The sequence below is a fragment of the Tatumella sp. JGM118 genome, from assembly GCF_018257515.1.
Classification (GTDB): domain Bacteria; phylum Pseudomonadota; class Gammaproteobacteria; order Enterobacterales; family Enterobacteriaceae; genus Tatumella; species Tatumella terrea.
The window spans coordinates 162,453-184,479 of sequence record NZ_JAERJR010000004.1 but is presented as its reverse complement, the minus strand read 5'-3'; the positions used below and the strand labels follow the sequence as shown (position 1 = coordinate 184,479).

At 51.3% G+C, this 22,027-nt stretch carries 15 protein-coding genes; 6 read left to right on the top strand and 9 right to left on the bottom strand.

The features are described 5' to 3' along the window. Nucleotides 1-65: 65 nt before the first annotated feature. Nucleotides 66-1,625 carry an aldehyde dehydrogenase (NADP(+)) gene (locus tag JK223_RS06370; protein ID WP_212713371.1) on the bottom strand — a complete coding sequence of 520 codons (1,560 nt, stop codon included), beginning with the start codon at nucleotides 1,623-1,625 and terminating at the stop codon, nucleotides 66-68. A 443-nt stretch (nucleotides 1,626-2,068) separates the two neighbouring features. Between JK223_RS06370 and JK223_RS06365 the strand changes: the two genes are divergently transcribed. Continuing rightward, nucleotides 2,069-2,764, top strand: a complete 696-nt coding sequence (locus tag JK223_RS06365) for a DJ-1/PfpI family protein (RefSeq protein WP_212713370.1) — start codon at nucleotides 2,069-2,071, stop codon at nucleotides 2,762-2,764. Between the two features lie 186 nt (nucleotides 2,765-2,950). Here JK223_RS06365 and JK223_RS06360 read toward each other — a convergent pair whose 3' ends face one another. Then, entirely contained in the window at nucleotides 2,951-3,955 is a 1,005-nt protein-coding gene (locus JK223_RS06360) for an Ldh family oxidoreductase (RefSeq protein ID WP_212713369.1), read from the bottom strand. A 238-nt stretch (nucleotides 3,956-4,193) separates the two neighbouring features. On the opposite strand from JK223_RS06360, the gene JK223_RS06355 reads away from it, so the two are divergent. Beyond that, nucleotides 4,194-5,300 (top strand): mandelate racemase/muconate lactonizing enzyme family protein, encoded by a 1,107-nt coding sequence (locus JK223_RS06355; RefSeq protein ID WP_212713368.1) that lies wholly within the window; start codon nucleotides 4,194-4,196, stop codon nucleotides 5,298-5,300. 297 nt (nucleotides 5,301-5,597) lie between these two features. Here JK223_RS06355 and JK223_RS06350 read toward each other — a convergent pair whose 3' ends face one another. Next, nucleotides 5,598-6,293: a GntR family transcriptional regulator gene (locus JK223_RS06350; protein WP_212713367.1), complete on the bottom strand. Its 696-nt coding sequence runs from the start codon at nucleotides 6,291-6,293 to the stop codon at nucleotides 5,598-5,600. Nucleotides 6,294-6,656: 363 nt separating this feature from the next. On the opposite strand from JK223_RS06350, the gene JK223_RS06345 reads away from it, so the two are divergent. Continuing rightward, complete coding sequence (locus JK223_RS06345) at nucleotides 6,657-7,808, top strand: MFS transporter (RefSeq protein WP_212713366.1); 1,152 nt, start codon at nucleotides 6,657-6,659, stop codon at nucleotides 7,806-7,808. Nucleotides 7,809-7,877: 69 nt separating this feature from the next. On the opposite strand, the gene JK223_RS06340 is transcribed toward JK223_RS06345, so the two are convergent. Further along, complete coding sequence (locus JK223_RS06340; RefSeq protein ID WP_212713365.1) at nucleotides 7,878-9,224, bottom strand: gluconate:H+ symporter; 1,347 nt, start codon at nucleotides 9,222-9,224, stop codon at nucleotides 7,878-7,880. A gap of 1,347 nt (nucleotides 9,225-10,571) precedes the next feature. On the opposite strand from JK223_RS06340, the gene JK223_RS06335 reads away from it, so the two are divergent. Continuing rightward, nucleotides 10,572-10,997 (top strand): VOC family protein, encoded by a 426-nt coding sequence (locus tag JK223_RS06335; protein ID WP_212713364.1) that lies wholly within the window; start codon nucleotides 10,572-10,574, stop codon nucleotides 10,995-10,997. A gap of 744 nt (nucleotides 10,998-11,741) precedes the next feature. Here the strand turns inward: JK223_RS06335 and cydC are convergent. The 5 genes from cydC to cho all read right to left on the bottom strand — a co-directional run bounded on the left by cydC (nucleotide 11,742) and on the right by cho (nucleotide 20,432). Then, nucleotides 11,742-13,379, bottom strand: coding sequence for a thiol reductant ABC exporter subunit CydC (cydC, locus tag JK223_RS06330; protein ID WP_212713363.1), 1,638 nt, complete (start codon nucleotides 13,377-13,379; stop codon nucleotides 11,742-11,744). Continuing rightward, nucleotides 13,376-15,136 carry a thiol reductant ABC exporter subunit CydD gene (gene cydD, locus JK223_RS06325; protein ID WP_212713362.1) on the bottom strand — a complete coding sequence of 587 codons (1,761 nt, stop codon included), beginning with the start codon at nucleotides 15,134-15,136 and terminating at the stop codon, nucleotides 13,376-13,378. The genes cydC and cydD overlap by 4 nt, the downstream gene beginning before the upstream one ends. Nucleotides 15,137-15,143: 7 nt before the next feature. Next, nucleotides 15,144-16,190 carry a cytochrome d ubiquinol oxidase subunit II gene (locus JK223_RS06320; protein WP_212713361.1) on the bottom strand — a complete coding sequence of 349 codons (1,047 nt, stop codon included), beginning with the start codon at nucleotides 16,188-16,190 and terminating at the stop codon, nucleotides 15,144-15,146. Nucleotides 16,191-16,206: 16 nt separating this feature from the next. After that, the gene (locus JK223_RS06315; protein ID WP_212713360.1) at nucleotides 16,207-17,658 is read right to left on the bottom strand and encodes a cytochrome ubiquinol oxidase subunit I; all 1,452 of its coding nucleotides are present in this window, start codon (nucleotides 17,656-17,658) and stop codon (nucleotides 16,207-16,209) included. A 1,931-nt stretch (nucleotides 17,659-19,589) separates the two neighbouring features. Continuing rightward, nucleotides 19,590-20,432: an excinuclease Cho gene (cho, locus tag JK223_RS06310; protein WP_212713359.1), complete on the bottom strand. Its 843-nt coding sequence runs from the start codon at nucleotides 20,430-20,432 to the stop codon at nucleotides 19,590-19,592. 179 nt (nucleotides 20,433-20,611) lie between these two features. Between cho and def the strand changes: the two genes are divergently transcribed. After that, the gene (def, locus tag JK223_RS06305) at nucleotides 20,612-21,115 is read left to right on the top strand and encodes a peptide deformylase (protein ID WP_212713358.1); all 504 of its coding nucleotides are present in this window, start codon (nucleotides 20,612-20,614) and stop codon (nucleotides 21,113-21,115) included. A 647-nt stretch (nucleotides 21,116-21,762) separates the two neighbouring features. After that, the gene (locus tag JK223_RS06300) at nucleotides 21,763-22,011 is read left to right on the top strand and encodes a DUF2534 family protein (protein ID WP_212713357.1); all 249 of its coding nucleotides are present in this window, start codon (nucleotides 21,763-21,765) and stop codon (nucleotides 22,009-22,011) included. The last annotated feature ends 16 nt before the right edge of the window (nucleotides 22,012-22,027 follow it).

Below are 22,027 nucleotides of genomic sequence, written 5' to 3'. Positions count from 1 at the left end.
AGCGATTTTTTCGGGTGCAGTCTGATTAGGATACTATCCTGCAGAATGGCTTTCTACGCTGCGAATTATTTTTGCATCACACCATTCACTAAACGGGTGATCTGCAGCGGATTGCTATCTTTCAGGGCCTGGGGCAGCAGGCTTTCCGGGTAGTTCTGGAAACAGACCGGACGCAGGAAACGGTTAATCGCTAATGAGCCGACGGAAGTTCCTCTGGCATCCGATGTCGCGGGCCACGGACCACCGTGAACCATCGCCTGGCACACTTCGACCCCGGTGGGATAGCCATTGACAATCAAACGTCCGGCTAACGATTGCAAGGTATTCACCAGATAGCCTGATTCAGCGATTTCCTGGTCTTCACCAAACAACGTCACCGTCAGTTGTCCCTGCAGGGCAGATAATACCTGCAATAATGCCTCTTTGCTCTCAACACTGATGACGATGGCTGCAGGACCAAAAATCTCTTCCTGAACCAAAGGATTTTTACCGGCCACAAACGCCGCATCCGCACGGTATAAAGCCGCCTGTGCCCGATTCTCTTCGGCCTGCCCGCTAGCCAGCAGCGTCAGTTCCGGAGTGTTATCGAACAGGGCTTTTCGTTCGTTATAGGAATGCAGTGTGGAAGGATTCAGCATCATCATCGGCGATAATGCCCCGACGGTAGCGGTTAATTTATCGACAAAACGGTTAAACCCTTCGGACGCAAAGCCGATAATTAGCCCGGGTTTGGTGCAAAACTGTCCGGTTCCCATCGTAAATGAGGCGACAGTCTCTTCGGCCAGTTTTTCCGCGCTGCTTTCCATGATCCCGTCCAGCATGATCACCGGGTTAATACTCGACATCTCAGCGAACACTGGAATAGGATCCGGTCGTGCATTGGCAATATTAATTAACGCCTTACCACCATGCAGGGAACCGGTAAAACCCACGGCTTTGATCCGCGGATGTTCGACCAGTTTTGCGCCGATTCTCCCTCCGAAGATCATATTAAATACCCCGGCCGGAACATCGCACTGCTCTGCAGCAGTCAGAATAGCCTCAGCAATCACTTCAGCCGTTCTCATATGCCCGGAGTGTGCTTTGAAAACCACCGGACACCCGGCGGCTAATGCCGATGCGGTATCTCCGCCCGCCGTGGAAAATGCCAGCGGGAAGTTACTGGCTCCGAACACTGCCACCGGACCGATACCGATATTCATCTGACGCAGGGCCGGCTTACCGGTACCTTCGAAGGTATCTATTCGTACGCCGAGAAAACTGCCGTCCCGGACTGACGCAGCAAACATACGCATCTGATTCGCAGTGCGTGCCCGTTCGCCGGCAATTCGTGCCGCCGGTAATCCCGATTCTTCACAAACGATGGAAATAAAATCTTCGCCCAGTGCTTCAATCTGTTCTGCAATCGCTTCGAGAAAACGAGCCCGCTGGCTCAGCGGGAGAGTAGAGTAAGCATAAAAAGCCTCATCTGCAGCTTCGGCCGCCCTGTCTGCTTCTTCCGGTGTCGCCTGATAAAAAGTATAAGGTAACGGTTTTCCGCTGCCGGCATCGATACTCACAAGTTCAGCCGCTCCGCTGGAGACCCGCTGTCCGTTAATAAACTGTTTACCGGTATTCTGGTTCATTAAATACTCCTGCAAGATAAAGCAAAAAAGAAATATGAAGCGCCGTAATCAGCTATGTGGCCTGCAACGATCGGGTGTCACGATGTCCGTTGCATAACGAGGATCTCACCCCCTCATAAATAAGAGATATCGTATACGTCACTGAAGGTGCAACTTCTATACTGGCTGACATCCCGTGCTAAAAATAAGAGATAAAGCATTGCCCCGGACTCATAAGATTGAGCGTCGTAGATAAAGCGCTTCCGATAAATTCAATGTATATCGTATACAATTAGGATGTCAAATATCATTACATTATCCCCGGGATCTTTCCCCACAGAAGATAATACTGATTCAAATAGCGGAGTGTATCAGGCTTCATCGAATGTTTGCCTTACCCATCAAGAGCACTTACCTTTACCGGGAAACGGATATTTTGTCTGTATTCTGCAAACGAGGTGATCATGGGTCATTCAGAAAGTATCTCTATTGGTCTGCTGTTATTCCCGTCACTGACGCAGCTGGATCTCACCGGCCCCTATGAAGTTTTCGTCAGAGCACCGGGGACCACCGTTCATTTGATCTGGAAAGATCTGCACCCCGTGGTGTCTGACCGGGGCATGGCTATCCTGCCAACGACCACTCTGGATACCTGTCCGCCACTGGATATTATTTGTATTCCCGGAGGGCCCGGACAGGTCGGGCTAATGGACGATGAAGATGTACTGTCATTTATCCGGACCCAAAGCCAGCAGGCCTGCCTGATTACCTCGGTCTGTACCGGATCATTACTGTTAGGAGCGGCAGGTCTGCTGACGGGATTTCGTGCCACCACACACTGGGCCTCTCTGGATCAATTAACCTTATTAGGGGCCACTCCTGTCAGCCAGCGCATCGTTCGTGATCGCAATCGTATCACCGGGGCCGGAGTGACCTCAGGGATAGATTTTGCACTCTATGTCGTTGCTGAAGTCCTGGGTGAAGCCATCGCCCGGAATATTCAGTTGCAGATGGAATATGATCCGGCGCCTCCTTTCCTGTGCGGCTCTCCCGAATTCGCCTCTGAAGACGAGCTTAAAAAAGCCCGGGCGCAGGCTGCACCTTTTATGGAAAAAAGACGTCAGGCGACGATAAAGGCCGCTTCACGCCTCAGAAAATAAATCCCTTGCGGCTCAAGCTATTCGCCCGGAAGGTAATCGCCGCCCTGCCGGAGCATTCCGGGAAATATCAGCTTCTGCGGCCACGACTCTGCCACCGGAAAGCGAGGGTATTTAACGCGACACGGGTTCCGGAGGTTATTACACGTGTATGCTTAGCCTCCGGACTGTACAATAAACACCCGTCTGTTATTCCAGCAATGCCATGATCTCTTTATAAAGATCGTCTGAGATCTCAACTCCTTGCTGTAAAGACTTTTTCCGCGCAGTAAAACGTCGTTGTGAAGGCATTCTGACATTATCCTCTTCAAAATGAGCAAAGAAGTCCTCTGCCCTGGCCATATGCGCTGCCACACCGTCCCCGAGGAATTTTTCAGGGGAGAATGCAATAATCAGTTCACCATGATACGGGGAGGCTCCCGCATGATTATCATGCTGCATCGATTCCGGACTGGTCAGATCGCCAATTAACGGGCCTGCCAGTAACTCGATCATGGTCGATAACGCTGACCCTTTATGTCCCCCAAAGGTCAGCATCGCCCCGTCAAGCGCTTGCTGTGGATCGGTGGTCGCTTCGCCCTGAGCATCGACCGCCCAGCCCGGCTGCAAAGGTGTACCGTGCCTTTTATGTAGCTCAATTTCTCCGCGGGCTATCGCGCTGGTGGCGAAATCAAACACATAAGGATCTTTACCGGCCCGTGGCCAGCCAAAGGCGATGGGGTTAGTTCCCAGCAAGGGCTTTTTGCCGCCATGCGGGGTCACCCATGCATGGCTCGGATTACAGGCGATGGCCACCAGGCCTTGTGCTGTCAGCATTTCAATTTCCACCCATAATGCGGAGAAATGGACGCAATTATTGATCGCCAGTGCCGCTATCCCCTGAGATTTTGCTTTATCGCATAACACAGGAAAACCTTTCTCAAAAGCTGGCTGGGAGAATCCCCCTTTTGCATCCACCGCGACGATTGCCGGTGCCACATCCCTGATTTCAGGTGTCGCATCCGGAATGACTTTTCCCGCTTTCAGGGTATGAATGCACCCCAGAAGGCGATAAATACCATGAGAGGCACAACCATCACGCTCTCCGGCCGTCATCGTTTTAGCGATCACCGCAGCACATTCTTCACTAAAACCATGTTTTTTAAGAACGTTTTTTGCGATAGTGGATACTTCTTTCAGCGATAGCGTCTTCATGATGGCCTTCCGTCAGGGGGTTAAAGTACTGAGTATTATTACGCAAAGATACGCGTTTTCTATGTCAGCGGGCTTAATACATGCTGGACACAAAAAGTATTTAGTATACGATATTTCATAGCAACTGAAATTGCAAAGACTGAAGGTGCAACAACAGGTTGACGTATCACTCTGCATCAATCCGGTCCTGAATGCCCGATCCGGAATAACAGAAAACCAGCTTGAGGAAAGTCAGACAATGAAGATTATTGGTATTGATGTTTACAGCTATCAGGTGGGCTATGCTCATGGTACTTATATCATGTCGGGTGATCGTAAGGCCGACACTGAGGATGGCACTGTGGTGAGGATCCGTACCGACGAAGGTATTGAAGGCTGGGGTGAAATAACCACGCTAGGTAAAGTGTACCTTCCGACCTTCCCGGAAGGTATCCGCACGGCGATCAGGGACCTGGGTACGGCTCTGTTAGGGGCGGATCCGACCAATATTTCCGGTATCAACCGGATCATGAACGCCACCCTGATGGGCCAGGAATTTGCAAAAAGTCCGATCGATATCGCCTGCTGGGATATTTTTGGTAAGTCATTAAACCGGCCAATTTCTGCCCTTATCGGCGGCGTACTGAATGAGTCTTTCCCTCTCTATGAGGCCGTTCCGCTGGGTTCGCCGGAATCGATGGCAGACTATATTAAAAGCCGGCGTGCGGCCGGTATCAACCGGTTCCAGCTAAAGGTCGGTAATGACCCTTTTGAAGATATTGCACGTACACGGGCCAGTGTCGAAGCCGGGGATGATAAAACGATTATCGTTGCCGATTCTAACGGCGGCTGGTCTCTGGCTTCCGCACGGATGGCCTTCCAGGGACTCAACGGCCTGCCTGTCTTCGTCGAACAACCCTGCCGCAGTACCGCCGATTGTATTCTGGCCTCCCGTAACTCTTCTCTGCCACTGGTTCTCGACGAATCTATCGTTAATCATGACGAAGTGTACCGCGCGAAGTACGAGGCCAACGCAGTCTCGGTTAACATCAAATTCGGTAAGCTGGGCGGCCTCACCAATCTGGTAAAAGCCCGTGACCTGATCCAGGATCTGAATATGGCAGTCTCGGTGGAAGATATGTGGGGAGGCGATATTATCACCGCCGCCACCAGCCATATTGCGGCCACCACCCGACCGGAATCCCTATTAATGACGCCTTTCTTTAATGACTGGACCGACGGCCATCTGGCTGACTACACGCCCCGTTCTTCACAAGGTTTTGGCTCGGCACCTACAGGCCCGGGTCTTGGGATTGAAATCAATACCGATAAACTGGGCAAGCCGCTCTTTACTGTAGGGATCTAACCCCCGGCCGCAGACGCAGACTGTCACTGCCTGGCCGCTAGCCGGCCAGGCACCGGACCTCAGCAATAATGGCTACCGGTTAACCAGGACAAAATACGGCGAGACAGTAAGCGCCCCTTCCCCGGGCAGATTTCACATCGCAACAGGTCACTCAGTGACTGAAGTACAGAAGCGGATTCACAGACGACACCAAAGTGAAACAGAATTATCCCTGCACAACAACATTTGCACTCCCCCGGGGATGGGCAACCCGTGACCCAATAAAAAAGGCACCTGACGATGCCTTGATATTGAGGTTTATTTCTCTTTTTTTGTCTCGTCGAATCCGGTGAAACCCGGCAGGTGAGAATAGAGATCCCGGCATACGCCGATAATATGCTCTTTCATCAACCCGGCCGCTTTCTCCGCATCTTTGTCTATACAGGCCTGCAGGATTTTTCGATGCTCCATATCGGCTTCGATCAGTCCGTCAACCACAGACAATTGTAATCTCAGATAGCGTTCGATTTTATCGTGGATCGAGCGGATCATATCCATCATAAATGGCCGGTTCGCCGCTTCGTAGAACGCGTAGTGTATTTCCCAGTTCAGTTCCGCCCAGCGTCTGGGGTCATCCTCATTGATAAAGCGATCACAGGCTTTCGCAATCTTCTTCAGATGACCTTCGGTCATCCGCGGGACCGCGAGCCTCATAATGTCAGACTCCAGTAGCACCCTGACTTCAAACATTTGGGCCAGCTCAGGCTCTGTGATCGTAGCAACGACTGCTCCGCGGTTACGATGAAAGACGACCAGACCTTCGGCTTCCAGGATCTTTAACGCTTCCCGCACCGGAATTTTGCTGACATTGAACAGGCCGGCAATAACATCCTGGCGTACGGGGTCGTTTTCAGCCAGCTCGCCGGAAATGATAGCTTCCCGTAAATATTTAGAAATAATCACCGACGCTGACGGCGTTGAACCAATGTCAGGAATTTCTGATTTTAATCTCAACTCAGTGTGCCTCTTATTCTATGGTTCAACCTGAAATAATTTTTTATTACCAGGCATCGGAAAGTATATTGCATATACATAGATTGATAATAACACCAGCAACGGGCCACAGACAATCGCCATCTTCACTACCGGCAAACAGTTTCTGTTTTTTATCTTTCAATACATAAAGTTAACAAAAATACTGGTCATAACCCCGGGAAAGATATCACTTTCAGATAAATGTCGTCTTCTTTATCATCATTTTCTGAATATAAAGGCCAATCACCTCAGTCTGCTTGATACAAACATATTGTTATCTATAATTTCAGCCTATATTATGCGTTCAACTTCGTATACCTTATCCCTTTTCGTGGAGAAGTCATGGCTGATACTCTGGTTGCCAACAATATTAATACCGCCGGTAAAAGGATTTCGACCCGCGCAGCATTTTTCATCGCAGGGTTTGCCATGGGTGCCTGGGCACCGCTTGTGCCTTATGCTCAGCACCGGTTGAATCTTGATCCTGCCTTACTGGGATTATTGCTGCTTTGTCTGGGGTGTGGCTCACTGATCACCATGATTTTTTCAGGAAAACTGGCCGGAAAGTTCGGATGCAGAACGATGATCCTTATCGGTGTCGCCAGTATTTGTCTTTCACTTCCTTTGCTGGCAACCGTCAGTACGTTATCCCTGATGGTTCCTTCCTTGTTGCTGTTTGGTGCCGGAGTCGGCCTCACCGATGTTACTGTCAATATTCAGGGAGCGCTGGTTGAGCAAAAATCCGATAAACCCCTGATGTCCGGGTTCCACGGATTATTCAGCGTAGGGGGAATTGCCGGTTCCGCAGGGGGGAGTCTGATTTTAAGTTCAGGGTTTTCGCCTCTTCAGTTTGCATTTGCTGCTATCATTCTGATTCTTATCATCATTTCGGCCACCGGAAAGTCTCTTTTACCTTTCGCTTCTAATGAAGAGAAATCCGGTTCCCCGCTCCGGATTAATCTGCGTCTGGTCATTATCTCGGTCATGTGTATGGTCTGTTTTCTTGCGGAAGGCTCAATGCTCGACTGGGGCGGGATCTGGCTGACAGCTCACCGGCACGTACAACTGGAACATGCCGGCTGGGGTTATGCCGTCTTCGGTACTGCCATGGCCATCATGCGTTTATCCGGTGACGTCATCGTCAACGCTCTGGGCCGGCAAAAAGTACTGATACTGAGCGGCGTATTTGCGATGGCCGGTTTTGCCATTGCCGTCTACCTCCCCGGATGGCTATTTTCGTTGCTCGGCTTTGCATTTATCGGTATCGGCGCGGCGAACGTGGCCCCCGTCCTGACCACCCTGGCGGGCAAAGAGACCATTATGCCTTCCAATATGTCGGTTGCCTTTGTTTCCACTGTCGGTTACCTCGGCATCCTGATGGGGCCGGCACTTATCGGTTTTATCGCCAATATGACCAGCCTGCAGGTCGCCTTCCTCTGCATGTCTGTCTCGATGATCTGTATCATCGCCGGTGCCTTCAGACTCAGATTTTAAGTAGCACGGTATCACCCGCCGCGGTGATACCGTCTTTACCTGCCCCGGTAATACAGCCTGCATATTCTGTCAGACGCCGTATTGCATTAATAACGCGCCACTCAGACCAATCAGAGAAGCAATCATCGTAGCGACAGAAATACTCTTCAGGGCATTCGCCAGAGAAAGCCCCAGATATTCTTTTCCCAGCCAGATCAGACTGTCCGTAAACTGGACAAACCCCAGCCCCCCGCTACCGATGGCAATAGTCATGGCGACCGGATTGAGCGCCGGATTGCTTTGCAGAAGAGGCAGAATAATCGCGGACGAGCCCAGCATTGCGACCGTTGCTGAACCCACCGCAAGATGAATAAGCCCCGTTAATAACCAGGCCAGGATTACCGGGCTGACCGGCAGTTCACCGATCATTATACCCAACGTATGGCTGATACCACTGGCAGTGATCACCGCGTTAAATGCCCCCCCGCTGCCGATAATCAGCATCACATTGGCAATCTGACGATAACTTTTCCCGGTCAGAAAGCTCAATTCGCCTGCTTTTTTCCCTCTGGCTAACCCCAGGCTCCAGTAGGCAAAAATGACCGAAATAAGCAGTGCGGTAAACGGGTTACCTAAAAAATCGAATAAAGGTCGTAATGGGTTACCGGCAGGCAGTAACGCAGCAAGAATGGTTTTACTGACCATAAACACCAGGGGCATAAGGATAGTCAGCAAGGTGATCCCGAACCCTGGTAACTCACTGTCACTGGCATTCTGGTGAGGGCCGGCAATCACTTCATCTGCAAGGACAGGTGATACCGAAGAGTTACGCGAGAGCAAAATAATATAACTGGTTGCCATCAGTGCACACAGCAATGCCAGCGGCATGCCCGTCATAATCACTTTTCCGATATCCGCATGCAGTATTTCTGTAACTGCCGTCGCCGCCGGATGCGGGGGAACAATACAGTGAATAGCATGCAGAGAGACCAGCAGCGGTACGCCAATCTTCATTCTCGACATACCCGCATTTTTGGCAATCACGGCGACCAGCGGCACCATCAGAATAAAGCCGACATCTGAAAAAATAGGAATTCCGACAATGAATCCGATCCCTGCCATGACCCAGGCCGCGTTTTGTTTACCGGCTTTTCTGAGTAAAGTTCTGGCAATCTGCTCCGCTCCTCCCGAGTCGTCCAGCATCTTACCCAGTACACCGCCAAACGCCATAATCAGGGCCAGATAAGATAAGGTGCTGCCAATACCGTCTTCCAGAGTAGAGACTAATTTTTCCAGCGGGATCCTTGTCGCCAGTCCCAGTGCCAGACTCGACAGAATCAGTGCAATACTGGCATGCATTTTCAAACGGGCAATAAAAAACACAAGCAAAAAGATAGAAAGAACCAGAAGAACCACAAGTGTTGGTGCTGATACCATTTTTCACGTTCCCTAAAATTTATCTCTGTCGACACCGGGCCCCAGGCCTGCATAAATCCGGATGACGAATGCTCTGAAGAAAAGACATCGTGCTCAGGTCAAAATAACTCTGTTCATCTGCCGGAATCCCCGACCACCACGATTAATTAGATATCGTATACCATAACTTCTGAAATATTCCGTCGCCCGGGAGACCGGTTAGCAGTAAAAACTCATAGTTATTAAGCAACGACTATGCCAACTCATAATTGCAGGGCGATATAATTCTTTACTTGCTGAAGTGGCAAGGCACAACAGGCCGGCTACCTGCAGAAGCAGGTCTGAGTTATCCTTAGCGCCCGTCGCTCGCTGAATAAAAATGCACCTCAGGGGAGCAGAGCGGCAGAATGCTGCACCGTCAGGCATCAATAACTTTACGTGATAGTTTCTATTTGTTTATTAAAATACCGGATGCAGACCTGTCCGGGGTCTTGAGGTTTGTCCCTGATTAAGCACTAACCTTCCGGAAAACAGAGGATTTTTCACGCAGGCCGGAGGGACTGGTTAACTGCACAGTCCGTGCGGGTGATCATACGGCTAACCCAAAATTGCCGATGTGACGTTCAGATTTCTATCGTACCCTCTCTGGTGCAGGGTGATGAAAATGGTGCAATCATAGAAGGGTCCGAAGCCTTCCGGCGGAAAAAAGAGGATAATCCCCCCCTGCCGCGGTTATCTTTCGCCGGTATGATAATCGGTTATCAACAGCGGAATTGCCGGCCTCTTTTCGGGTGATTCTCCGCCGGAATGAGGCTGTTAACTGCAATACTGCCCGCCTGAGAAGGCAGTCGTCCTGACGCGCGGCAATGCTTTCTGTGAAATGGAGAAATGGAGAAACAAGGCAGCATTACAACGCCCTTGTCTCTCCGGGGCCAGCCGGAGAGTAAACAATACGCATCTCACATAACTCCGGACGACTCTTCAGGAAGTCCGGAAATATTGTTCCTGTAATAGCATTATCGGAGGCACGGCGTAATTTTACCGGCACAGTACTCCCCGGAAAGTAATGATGTCTGACCGGAATAAACAGGGTGATGCTGAAGCGACAAAGCCAGCCTCTGTTATCAGACCCGCCTGAACAGAACAAGCGCAGTGATCGATCCGCTAAGCGGCGTAACGGTATTGCATCTCAACGCTTTCTGCCGCTGAAGCGGAATCTGTCCGGAATGTACGGAGATAGAAGAGTGGCAGGCTTCGTCAGGGGCTGGAGTCTTAATGTGAACGTCAGTGCGATCGGGGATCCGGAGGGATTGTTTTTCAGCAACCGTTAAGTGAAGCTCATTACTGATGACATCAGGGAGTAAAGCGGTGAAGATAACGAAGATCGACCACGTGCATGTATACGTTGAAAATATCGCGCTGGCAGAAGAATGGTACAAAGACGTCCTCGATTTTACCCGGGATGAATCGCTTTATTTCTGGTTTGAGCAGGGAGGACCATTGGTGATCAGCAATAACGATGTATCTCTTTCCCTCTTTCCCCGAAAACATCAGTCTCCCGGTCATACGATTGCTTTCGCTGTAGAAGCATCGGTATTTACGGAGTTGATACCCACCCTTCGCCAGAAGGATATTCCTTTTACCCTATGCGACCATGATGTCTCTGTCTCGCTCTATCTGTGTGATCTCAGTGAGAACAGTATCGAATTCACCTGTTATAACTATGCTGAAGCAAAGCTGACTCTGCAAACGCTTGCCTCACCCGATCACGACAGCGTGTCCACGGCGTATTGATGAAAATAGCCGGCAAACCCTGCCTGGTAAACATCATCGCCGGCAGGGTGATCCGCGAGAATTTACGATACGCCGGTGGATCAAAAGTGATCTGGATGATTTCATATTAAATAAGGCTGGAAGCGCTACATTATCTTCATTAAGCCTCTGGCGCATTTTATAAGGAGTGGCGCCGGAAGCCGGAAAGATAGTGCTGTACGACCTCAGGTTTGGAGCTGAGAGAATACTTCCACATAAAAAACGATACCTTACTCAATCAGATATCCAGCTCCCGGGGGCAGCCCGTTTTTTGGGGGGTTCGATGCCGCGGCTCAGATGCAAGGTATGATCGGGGTCAGCCGTAATCCTTCGGAAAAGTCAAAGCTGTGGGGAAGGTATGTCCGTGAACAGGCAAGAGGATCAGGGCGGTCAGGCAGCCTGACGGAAGCAGCGCCGCAGGCAACCACGGCAGTGAAAGTCTTAAAACTCTCAGTACTGACTACCCATACGGCCACTTATTCACTTTACCGTGCTGGCAGATTCAATGAATGGGCAATCGACAAGTATGCCTTGTGTATTGATGACGCATTTTATGACGAAGACCTGATGCGAAAAGAGCTGCTCCGGAGACCCCGCTGAGGAGGCTATGCCCGATTGGCGGATAACACCAGAGACCAGGAAAATAAAACAGGAAGGCCGGTATCGGCGAGAGGAAGAAAAAAGCCTGCACCGATAACCGGTTATCCGTGCAGGCCTTATCAGCGATTATTCCAGTATCAGTCGGCTGTCCGCCAGTACCAGTGGCTGAATCTGATGGGTTACCAGTAAAGTCGTTTTCCCCTTCACCAGCGTTTTCAGAGAGTTCAGTACCAGTCCGGTATTGGTCGCATCCAGTCCTTCTGTCGGCTCATCTAACAGGATGACAGGTGCCTGAGACAGGAATGCCCGGGCGATAGCAATTCTGCGCGCCTGGCCACCTGACAGCCTTGCCCCCAGCTCACCGACCAGAGTGTCCAGGCCGTGCGGAAACGCCCTGATTTCCTCTTCCAGCGATGCTTTCGCCAGTGCCTGCCATAACGCATCGTCATCGGCATCCGGAGCCACCAGACGCAGGTTGTCACGGATCGAGGCATTAAACAGATACGTTTTTTGCCCCACGACCGAAATTACCTGGCGCAGCACTTCATCAGACAACGTTCTGACCTCGTGGCCGCCAATGGTCACACTGCCTTCACACTCCCAGAAACCCTGAATCAGGTTAAGGATAGTCGTCTTACCGGCGCCGCTCGGCCCGAGCAGAGCAAGGCAATGCCCTTCAGACACAGAAAAACTCAGTGAATCCAGAACCGCAGGTTTGCCGGCCCCGTAACGCATCGTAACGCCGGAAAATGCCAGATCAAAGTGCTCAGGAGTAACACTGGTCTCCGGTAACGTAATGGCCGGTTTGAGTTCTGCCATCGAAAAAATACGACGTGCCGCTTCACGAGTCACTCCCAGCGCCGCAAACGCTGCAGGCAACGCAGCTACCGCTTCGGTACTGGCGAGCACAGCAAACACCAGCATGACAAAGTCATTACCGGCAATCTTCCCGGCTTGCACGGCACTTAACAGAAACAGGAAGGTGCAGAACATGCCCAGCTGACCTGCCAGCGCAGATAACGCACTGCCTAACGCACTGATCCAGGCCTGATGGCGCTGCGCCGAGATCAGTTGCTGTGAGAGATCAGACAGATGACGGGTCTGACGACGAACCGCCCCCGCAACCTGTAATTCCCCCAGACCACGGATAAGATCCGTCGAGGCCACCTGCAACGATGCCCGTAAACCGGCCACGTCATTACCGCTTTTTTTGGTGCCTGCGGCCACAGCCACCGGTATCACTACCCCGGCCAGCAGCAGCATAACGACATCAATACCCGCAACACCTGGCGAGAACCAGAACAGAACACACAGAATAGCGATCGAAGAGATTAACCCTGCAATCGCTGGCGCCAGGATACGCAGATAGAAGTTATCCAGGCTATCGATATCTGCCCGCAGACGCGCAAGCAGGTCACCGTCACGGAAGTCCTGTAATCGTGCCGGAGCCAGTGGCTCCAGATGCTTATAGAACCAGACACGCAGTACAGACAGCAGGCGCAGTGTCGCATCATGGGTCACCAGACGTTCCAGGTAACGTGCAAACGTTCTCAGTACTGCCAGGCCACGGATAGCCGCTGCCGGGGTGAAAAACTCCAGCGTCAGCTTACCCACGCCTGCCAGTGCCATAGAGGCGATAAACCAGCCAGAGACTGACAGCAGAGTGACATTAGACAGGATAACCACAACAGACAGCGCAATCCCGACAGCCATACGCAATCGCCATGGTCGCGCCAGCTTTAACAAATGACGTAAGTCGTTCATTCTGTCGCTCCCTTTTGCAAGCGTTCCAGTTCAGCAAACACACCACCGCTTCGCGACAGGTCACCCGGATGACCGGACTCAATGACCCTGCCCTGAGCCAGTACCAATACCCGGTCTGCCATCGCCGCCACCGAGGTATCATGGGTGATCACCAGCCGGGCGGATTCCGGTAATGCCGTAACCAGTGAGGCCATCATCTGCTGCGCTGTGTTACTGTCCAGCGCCGCTGTCGGCTCATCCAGAATCAATACCGGCGGAGCCGTCAGTACGGCACGCGCCATGGCCACACGCTGGATCTGTCCACCGGACAACCCCTGCCCCCCGTCACCCACCTGAGTCATATACCCTTCAGGCAGACGTTCGATGAAGGCTGCCGCCTGGGCCAGAGCCGCAGCTGCCTGCATTTGCTCAACGCTGGCCTCGGGATGTGCCAGGCAGATATTGTCCGCAATGGTCCCGGCAAACAGTGTCGGTCGCTGAGGTAACCAGCCAATCTGCTTTTGCCAGTCCCGGAGGTCAAGTTCAGACAGCTCGTGACCGTCCAGCAGGATTTTACCGGAGGCCGGGCTGATAAATCTCAGCAGTAACCGCGCCAGTGTCGTTTTACCGGCACCGCTGGACCCGACAATCGCCAGCGTTTCACCGCGGCGCAGCGTAAAGGAGATATCGTCTATTCCGCCGCCTTCCGGGTGATGGTAACCCAGCCCTTCCACATGGATTTCCTGTGGAGACTGTTCAGGTAATGGTTTGCCCTGCGGTTGTTCAGGCTGCTCTGCATTCAGAATGTCCAGCAGGCCTTCAGTGGCACCGATGGCATCCATACGCGCATGATAATGCGCACCGAGGTCACGTAGCGGACGGAAAAATTCCGGGGCCAGCAGCAGAGCAAACAGGCCTGGCAGAAACGCCAGATCACCGTAATAAAGACGAAAGCCTACATACACCGCCACCATCGCCGTACTGATCGTTGCGAAGAACTCCAGCACCAGAGAAGACAGAAATGCGACACGCAGCACTTTCATCGTCGTCTGACGATAATTATCAGAGATCACTTCAATGATCTTCGCTTGTCTGCGGGCGGCATTAGCCTGGCGTAAAGTTGTCAGGCCGGCAATCACATCAAAGAAATGGGCACTCATCAGACTCAGCTTACGCCATTGTCTGAGGTTCATTTTCTCTGCACCTTTCCCCACCAGAATCATAAACAGGGGGACCAGCGGCGCCGTAAACAGCATAATAAGCCCGGAAATCCAGTCGGCCGGGAATAAGGCGACCAGGATAGCCAGAGGGACAACACCGATGATGATTTTCTGAGGGAGGAAGGCGGAAAAATACGTTTCGATAGCTTCAACACTTTCGCCCAGCGTGCTGGCAATGCTGCCGGTCCGCTGCTGCTGGCTCCATGAGGGACCCAGTGCTGAAATTCGTTCAAGTAACGTCGCGCGTAATGTCTGACGGATACGGGCGGCGCTTTCAAAAGCAAAGCCCTGACGCAGCATGTCCAGCCCTGCGCGTAGGATCATGACGAGAGGTAACAACCAAATCGCCGGGAACAGGTCGGCTAATCCTTTGCCGCCAATGACAACCTTATCTATCAGCCATGCTAACAGCCAGCACTGGGCAATCATCATGATGGCACTGAGCGTGGCCATAGTGACAGACAAGGCAAAGAGCGCACCAGCCTGGCGGCGCTGACCCGAGAGCCAACGTTCCGCCAGGCGAGCTGCCGCTCCGCTAAGGGGGGGGCGAGACGACATAGTGTGATTAGTGTCCGTAGCCAACCAGTTTAGAGATACGGCCGCGGAATACCCAAATCTGATACCAGTTATACATCAGCATGACCGGTACGAACCCACCCATGGTCAGGGTGAAGGTGATCAGGGAAACCTGCGGGGTGGCTCCACTCCAGATGGTCCAGGTGCCTGGCACAATCCACGGGAACATGGTAATCAGCATACCAAAGCCCAGGATCAGTGCAGCGGCGTTGAACCACAGGATTGCCGCAAAATCTTTATCTTTCAGGGTATCACGACGTACCATTTCGATGCAGATCAGTGCCAGCAGGGCAAAGATACCCCAAATCCAGAAGTGCGGACCAAACCATTTCGCACGTGCCCAGTCGAAGTTTGCTGCGCTCCAGATCCAGGTAATAACCACGGCGATAATCGCTAACCAGAAAACCACGGCCGTCCAACGTGCAGCAATCTGACGCAGGGGTTCGGTTTTCTCAAAACGTGCACGGACAAACAGAACACCCGAGAACGTCATGGCGATACAGGAAGCAATACCGGTCCAGACAGAGAATGGGGTAATAAAGCTGAACGCCCCACCCGCATAGTGCGGTACACCCTGAGCAGGCGTATCCAGTGCAAAACCTTGCAGTACCGCACCGACACAAACACCACCAAAGAACGTTACTGTCAGGCTGGCAACACCGAATACACCGTCAGAGAAACGCTGCCAGAACGGGGACGCCAGGTGACGGAACTCCAGGGCCACCGCACGGGACATAATGCCCCACAGGACCAGAGCCATAGGTACCATCAGGTAACTGAACGCAGAGCCGTAAACGAACGGGAAAGTACCAAACATGATACCGCCCGCGACAATCAGCCAGGTCTCGTTAGCATCCCAGGTTCCGGCCATCGCTGCCATGATAGCGCCGCGCTCATCGTGATCTCTCACAAACAGAGAGAAGATCCCGGCACCGAGGTCTGCGCCATCAAGCGCGATGTATAACAGTACGCTGACGCCAAAGGCCAGCCACCAGGCAATTATCAAAAAATGCTGAGTATGATTAAGCATATCCATGATTTTCTTCTCCGTATCAAACCGGTCTTATGTATTCGGGATGGTCAGCATGCTCGCCTTCAGGCAGGTCAAGCTGCCCAAGGTGTTCATGACCTTCACCCGGGATGTTGCTGGTTAAATCAGGACCCTGGCGAACCACTTTCGCGAGGAACCAGATAGTACCGACAACGACCGCTGATTCGAAGATGGCAAAGCCAATCAGCCAGAAGATAGCCAGACCGGTGGTCATAGCACTCATTCCGTCTTCTGTACGCATCAGTCCGTAAACAATCCACGGCTGACGACCGATTTCACGTGTCCACCAGCCTGCGATAACCGCAAGATAAGGCAGAACCACCATCGCCACAGAAATCATCAGGAACAGCTTATTATCTGACGCTTTTTCCGCCGTCAGACGACGACGAGCCATCAGCCATACACCCCACAGGCTAACCAGCAGGAGTGCACCACCCGCAGCTGCCATGATACGGAAGGTATAGAACGGGATGACAACCGGTGGCTGCTCATCTTTCGGGAAGCTGTTCAGTCCGCGTACCGGGCCATTCCAGGTTTTAGTTTCGATAAGGCTCAGTGCATGAGGGATAGAAATCGACCATGCCAGGCCTGTACCTTCTTTATTTGGCCAGCCGATGATGTTCCAGGCATTGTTAACATTGCCTTGCGCATCATAAGCATCATAAGCATCATACTGACCTTCCATCGCTGCCAGCGCTGCAGGTTTGTTCTCAAGGGTATTTTCACCCAGAACATCCCCCATATACACCTGTGCTGCCGCGACAACTGCCAGCGCGACCAGACCATATTTAAACGGTTTCAGAAAGATATCCACATGACGGCGCTTCAGTACGAAGAAGGCACAGACTGAGACCACGAAAGTCAGCGACAGCTCAAAGCTCGCCAGCAGCATGTGCGGGAAAGCAGAACGGACGTTGGTATTAAACAGTGCCGCAATCCAGTCAGTGACCTCGAAGATACCATTTTTGTAGACAACACCGGTTGGCGTCTGCATCCAGGAGTTTGCGACCAGGATCCACATTGCCGACAGTGTTGAAGACAGCGCGACGTTAAAGGTTGCAAACAGGTGCATACCGCGACTGATTTTGCCCCAGCCAAAGATCATCAGACCGATGAATCCGGCTTCATACATAAAGGCTGTAATGGTTTCATACCCTAAGACCTGGCCGAAGAACGGACCGGCGGCCTGAGAGAAGCGACCATAAAGGATACCGAAAGCCATCTCCATCGTAACCCCGGTAGCAACACCTGCACCGAAGTTGACAATGAACAGCTTTTCAAAAAAACGTGTTATGCGGTACCACTTATCATCTTTTTTCCTGACCCAAATCAGTTCAGAAATGAACAGAAGCAGAGCCAGACCAATGGTGAGCGGTGGATAAATTATATGAATTGATGAGATTAACGCGAAGTCGATACGCGTAATCAGCGATGTGAGATCATTACTTAACATGACTATCTTCTTTTGTATTAAGTGACCGTAGTAGCCCGCGACACCCACGAGCCAATTCCCTTACCAGGCAGGTAAAATGATAAGAGAAGAGACAGGGAGAAGTAGAATCAGGTGTCGCACCATCCTTTCCTCTAAACGCCAGAGCACTCCGATAGCACATACCCCTGCAAAAAACCAAAAACACAGGATAAAACTTGCCCGACCGCCCTTATCTTGACAAACAGGGACGTAAACAATTCTTGCAACGAAGCGTTTACAGGCGAAGCTTATTGGATAAGCGCTATGCGGTACCCGACTATAAACAAATTACTGAACTGACTGACGCTGAATTTGCTTATAAGAGATGTACCCAGATTTTAGAGACGCATATATTGTCATAAGAGCACAATAACTGGTTCTGTGTAGTCCGAATGAGGCCCAGTATATTCCTCCACACCCGGATGTTGTCAAGAAAAATGTGGGAAAAACGACTTTTTGTTGCGGAGTGTATTATATTCATTCACAACCAAAAAAATTATTCCCCATTCAATGAACCAATTGTAACCAAAAGAAAATCAGCCCGTGATCTCTGAAGGGGAAAACAACTCACCCCGCCGGGTTCAGATATAATTTAAATATCAGAAATAAGATTTTACCCATTTAAATCATAAATTTAAAAACACAAGCTGCGAGAGGGCTCAGAAGAGAATTACCGCAAATAAAATTACGCTATCCTGAAAGAAATATTAATTGCCTATATTTATAATCACGCCTGGTTAATATAGTCATAGCCACCCGACGTAAATAAAGGCCATTTAATTTACTTTTAAATATACACAAATAAAACCTGAGACTATATTTTATAACCAATATAACCTAATTATAACAATATGGAAGTTGAGAATAAGAATCTTTCTTATTTAATACCCTACATTGTGTTTTCAGGGATAGCAAACTTTACTGGCAGGCCAAAAGACACTCTGGTTTGACGATCCCGCAGAACCGGCGGATGCCGTCCGCCGCCTTTGGGTCATTACGGCGCTCGGCAAAATAACCACCGGAAGCCGTCGATTGGTAGTCCGGGCAAGGGTTCCCCCCTCCCCTGTCGGGATCGCAGTGGAGGTAACGGGGTCATTCGTCTATGCCAGGCAGGCAAAGTGATTATGCCCGGTTAGAACGCTCCTGTGCCTGTGAGCAGAGTTATATAGCCGCACAGACGGAGTGTCCTTTAGCCATCGATGATAGCCCTGCCGCTGAATGTGATGCCGGAGACTCACGGGCACTGCAGACACATGGCTGCAGTGCAGGACAACCGGCAGCGCGGAGCGAAATCAGGAACTCCGGTCTCCGGTAAACCGCCAGTCCTCCCGACAGGAGCCCCGGCGGCGGCACAACCATCGCCAGGCCCTGCGGGTGACGAAGGGCCTGTCACAGCGCCTGGCCCTCTCTGTCGTGAAAAGGCCGTCTTCCCTCTCCCGGGGGGTCTGACGAACATATCGGCAGGCACCGCCACCAGGCCCCTCAATTCAGATGCGTCCGTGCTTCCGTTCCCGCGCGATAATGTCTGTGCGACAAATGAAAAAACGGCCACGTTATCCGCCGGAAATAAAGATAATCTCCCGGTTTTCTGAACGCCATATCCACCCGGGAAACCGGGTAGCCGGTATTTTCTTTTTTAGCAAGAAACACGATAAAATAAAAAAATCCTGCCGGAACAGGTCATCAGCATTTATTTCGCAGAAGGCGGAATAACTATTACCGGATAAGCCGATCCCTGAAAACCGCTCCCGGAACCGCCGGTGGCTGGCAGGATGACGCCCTCTGCCCGCCCGCCAGAACATCGCCTCCGGTCGCCACCGCACCGGTGAGACGTGACCCGGGATCCCAGGCGCCCGGTGGCAGATCCTGCAGGTCTGTCTCCTCCGGCTCCCGGGTAAAGCCGGTGCCCCTGCTCAGGAGAGCGGGATAATGCCGTAATTACCGGATAACAGAGGCTTACACAGGATTTTATAACTGTCGATATCATACCCGCCGGAGACCTGCGTCAGCTCTCTCGCCTGCTCAAGGGTCTCTGCTTCTCCGAGCCATGCCCAATGGTCAATCACATGATATCTATCGCCTTCCTGCAACGCTACCCGGCCAGGCCACGGCCAGCAGACGACTTTAAGGGTCTGTAATGCTTCCAGTAATTGAGCATTATGCGCTTCGGTAGTGATAACGCCGCAGCAGGCACCGGAACATTTACGTAATGCATGGCGGAAACAGGCGCGGCCGGCGGAAATTTTTTCAATCCCCAGCAGTCCATAACAAAGCTGATGGCGATCGGCGATCTCCTTCAGCGCTTCCTGAGCGCTATAACGGTTCCTGAATAATCCGTAGATATTTTCACTGTAGCCAATCTCCTGCTGGGTGAGGGAAACCACGCTGATACCCGCCTCATCCATTTTCAGGGTATGCAACTGCCTGATCTTCCTCAATCTTTTATTAAATAATGGCTTAAGCTGCTTAATCAATTGTGCCTCGAGCAGGAGCGCCCCTATCTCTCCGGATGTCTGCTGATAGCGGATATAGCGGGTCTGACGCAGCAGTTTCGCCTCATCAGGGTTACGTAAATGTGACAACAGGCGTGAACGGAGATTGACACTCTTGCCAATGTAAAGTGGCATCGTGTCGCTTTCACCATAAAAAAAATAGACACCGGTGACGGCAGGAACGCTTTCTATATTCTCGCGCAGTGCCACCGGGTAGATAAACGACACTTTTTCAGGCTGCCAGTGATAACTTTTGGCTCTCATTACGTCAGTATTACCTCTCTTTGAGTGACGTTATTTTAGCCGTTGCGCAGTGTTTCTGTACAATATCTTTTATACATCAGCCCCGTCCCCCGGTATGCTGCAGTAAATCCGGACTTTTCCCTGGCCAGTGATCCGGCTATGCTGTTGAAACACGATGAATTCTCAACAACGGACACATTATGGACACCACGATCTTTTCCATTGTCCAGCCTGAAATGCAGCAACCCTGCCAGCCGGTGACACAGTTTGATGAACAGCTGGCCAGGGACATCGCAACGCTGCATGAAGCCATGAAAACCCACCAGGAATCGGCACTGGCAGCCATTCAATTGGGTATACCGAAACAAATCGTCGCGATTGATATCACCGATGAACAGACTCGCCGTCAGCAATTTGTGCTGATCAATCCGGTAATTGTCGGATACTCAGAGGATACTGCCCTCTTCAAAGAACAATGTCCTTCGTTGCCCGATGAAACGATAGAGACTACCCGGGCCGTGGCGGTGAAGGTGAAATATCAGGATCCGCAGGGCCGGCATCAGCAACTGGAAGCCGAAGGTTATCTGGCCGTTTTTCTGCAGCATACCCTCGACCATCTCCATGGACGCTCTCCCGCAAGTTATCTGTCCCCTTTAAAAAAACAGCGGGTACTCACCCGTCTGAAAAAGCAGCTAAAAAAATAGTCTGCGCAACAGGCTGCCTGCTGAGGGCGCGATGCGGCAGCCGGCAATGCTGTCGCGTAATTATGCGAGACAGACAGAGGCTTTATCCCCTTCAGGAAATGTCCGGCAGATCCGTTTCTGACCAGCCGCTCGTTTTACCAAAAAGTATTTCTGCGTTTAAACACGCTCAGATTCACGGACTTTTTCGCCGCAGTCAGAAATTCACTCCGTTTGATCGCCTACCGGCAAAGACTCAAAATAATATTAATATCATTAATATTATTTTTAAATAACTCCCCCGGAGTTGAATTCCGGTTCACCGACCGGAGAACCGCACGGCGCTTATTACGCTATATTCTGTAGCCATATTTAAGCCTGATAATAATTCTTATTATAAATACATTAGTGATTTTTCACCGTGAGCAGGGAATTACCCCATCGCCGCCAGTCATTAAAGTTAACCTTTTGTTAAATAAAAACAGGCGCTATGATAGTGGTCTGGCTGAGGTTCCGGCACAGTTCAGTGCCGGTTAGCTGCTGGCGACAAGTGTTAACCGCCAATCCGCAGCAGATCACGGACTCCTGTGACATAAACAGGTATCGTTTGGTGAATACTGTCAGTATTCATGGGCATTCCGGGTCGCCGGACTGAACGAGGTAACGGAGAGATGTTAAACAAAAAAAGGCGTCATTTTTTATATGCGGTGATTACCGTAGCGGTGATCACCGCCTGTGTAATGAGCAGAGCGATAATCGGGGGCGTATTTGATGAGTATCATCTGCCACTGAACGAATGGCCTGCGGAACTTATCCTGACCCAGTGCATGATGATAGTCATTTATACTGCCGTGTTTACAGGAATTTTTTCGGTTCCGCTCTGGTATTTCTTCCTGGGTGAAAGCGACGCCCGTCACTAACCGCCCTGCCCTGAGT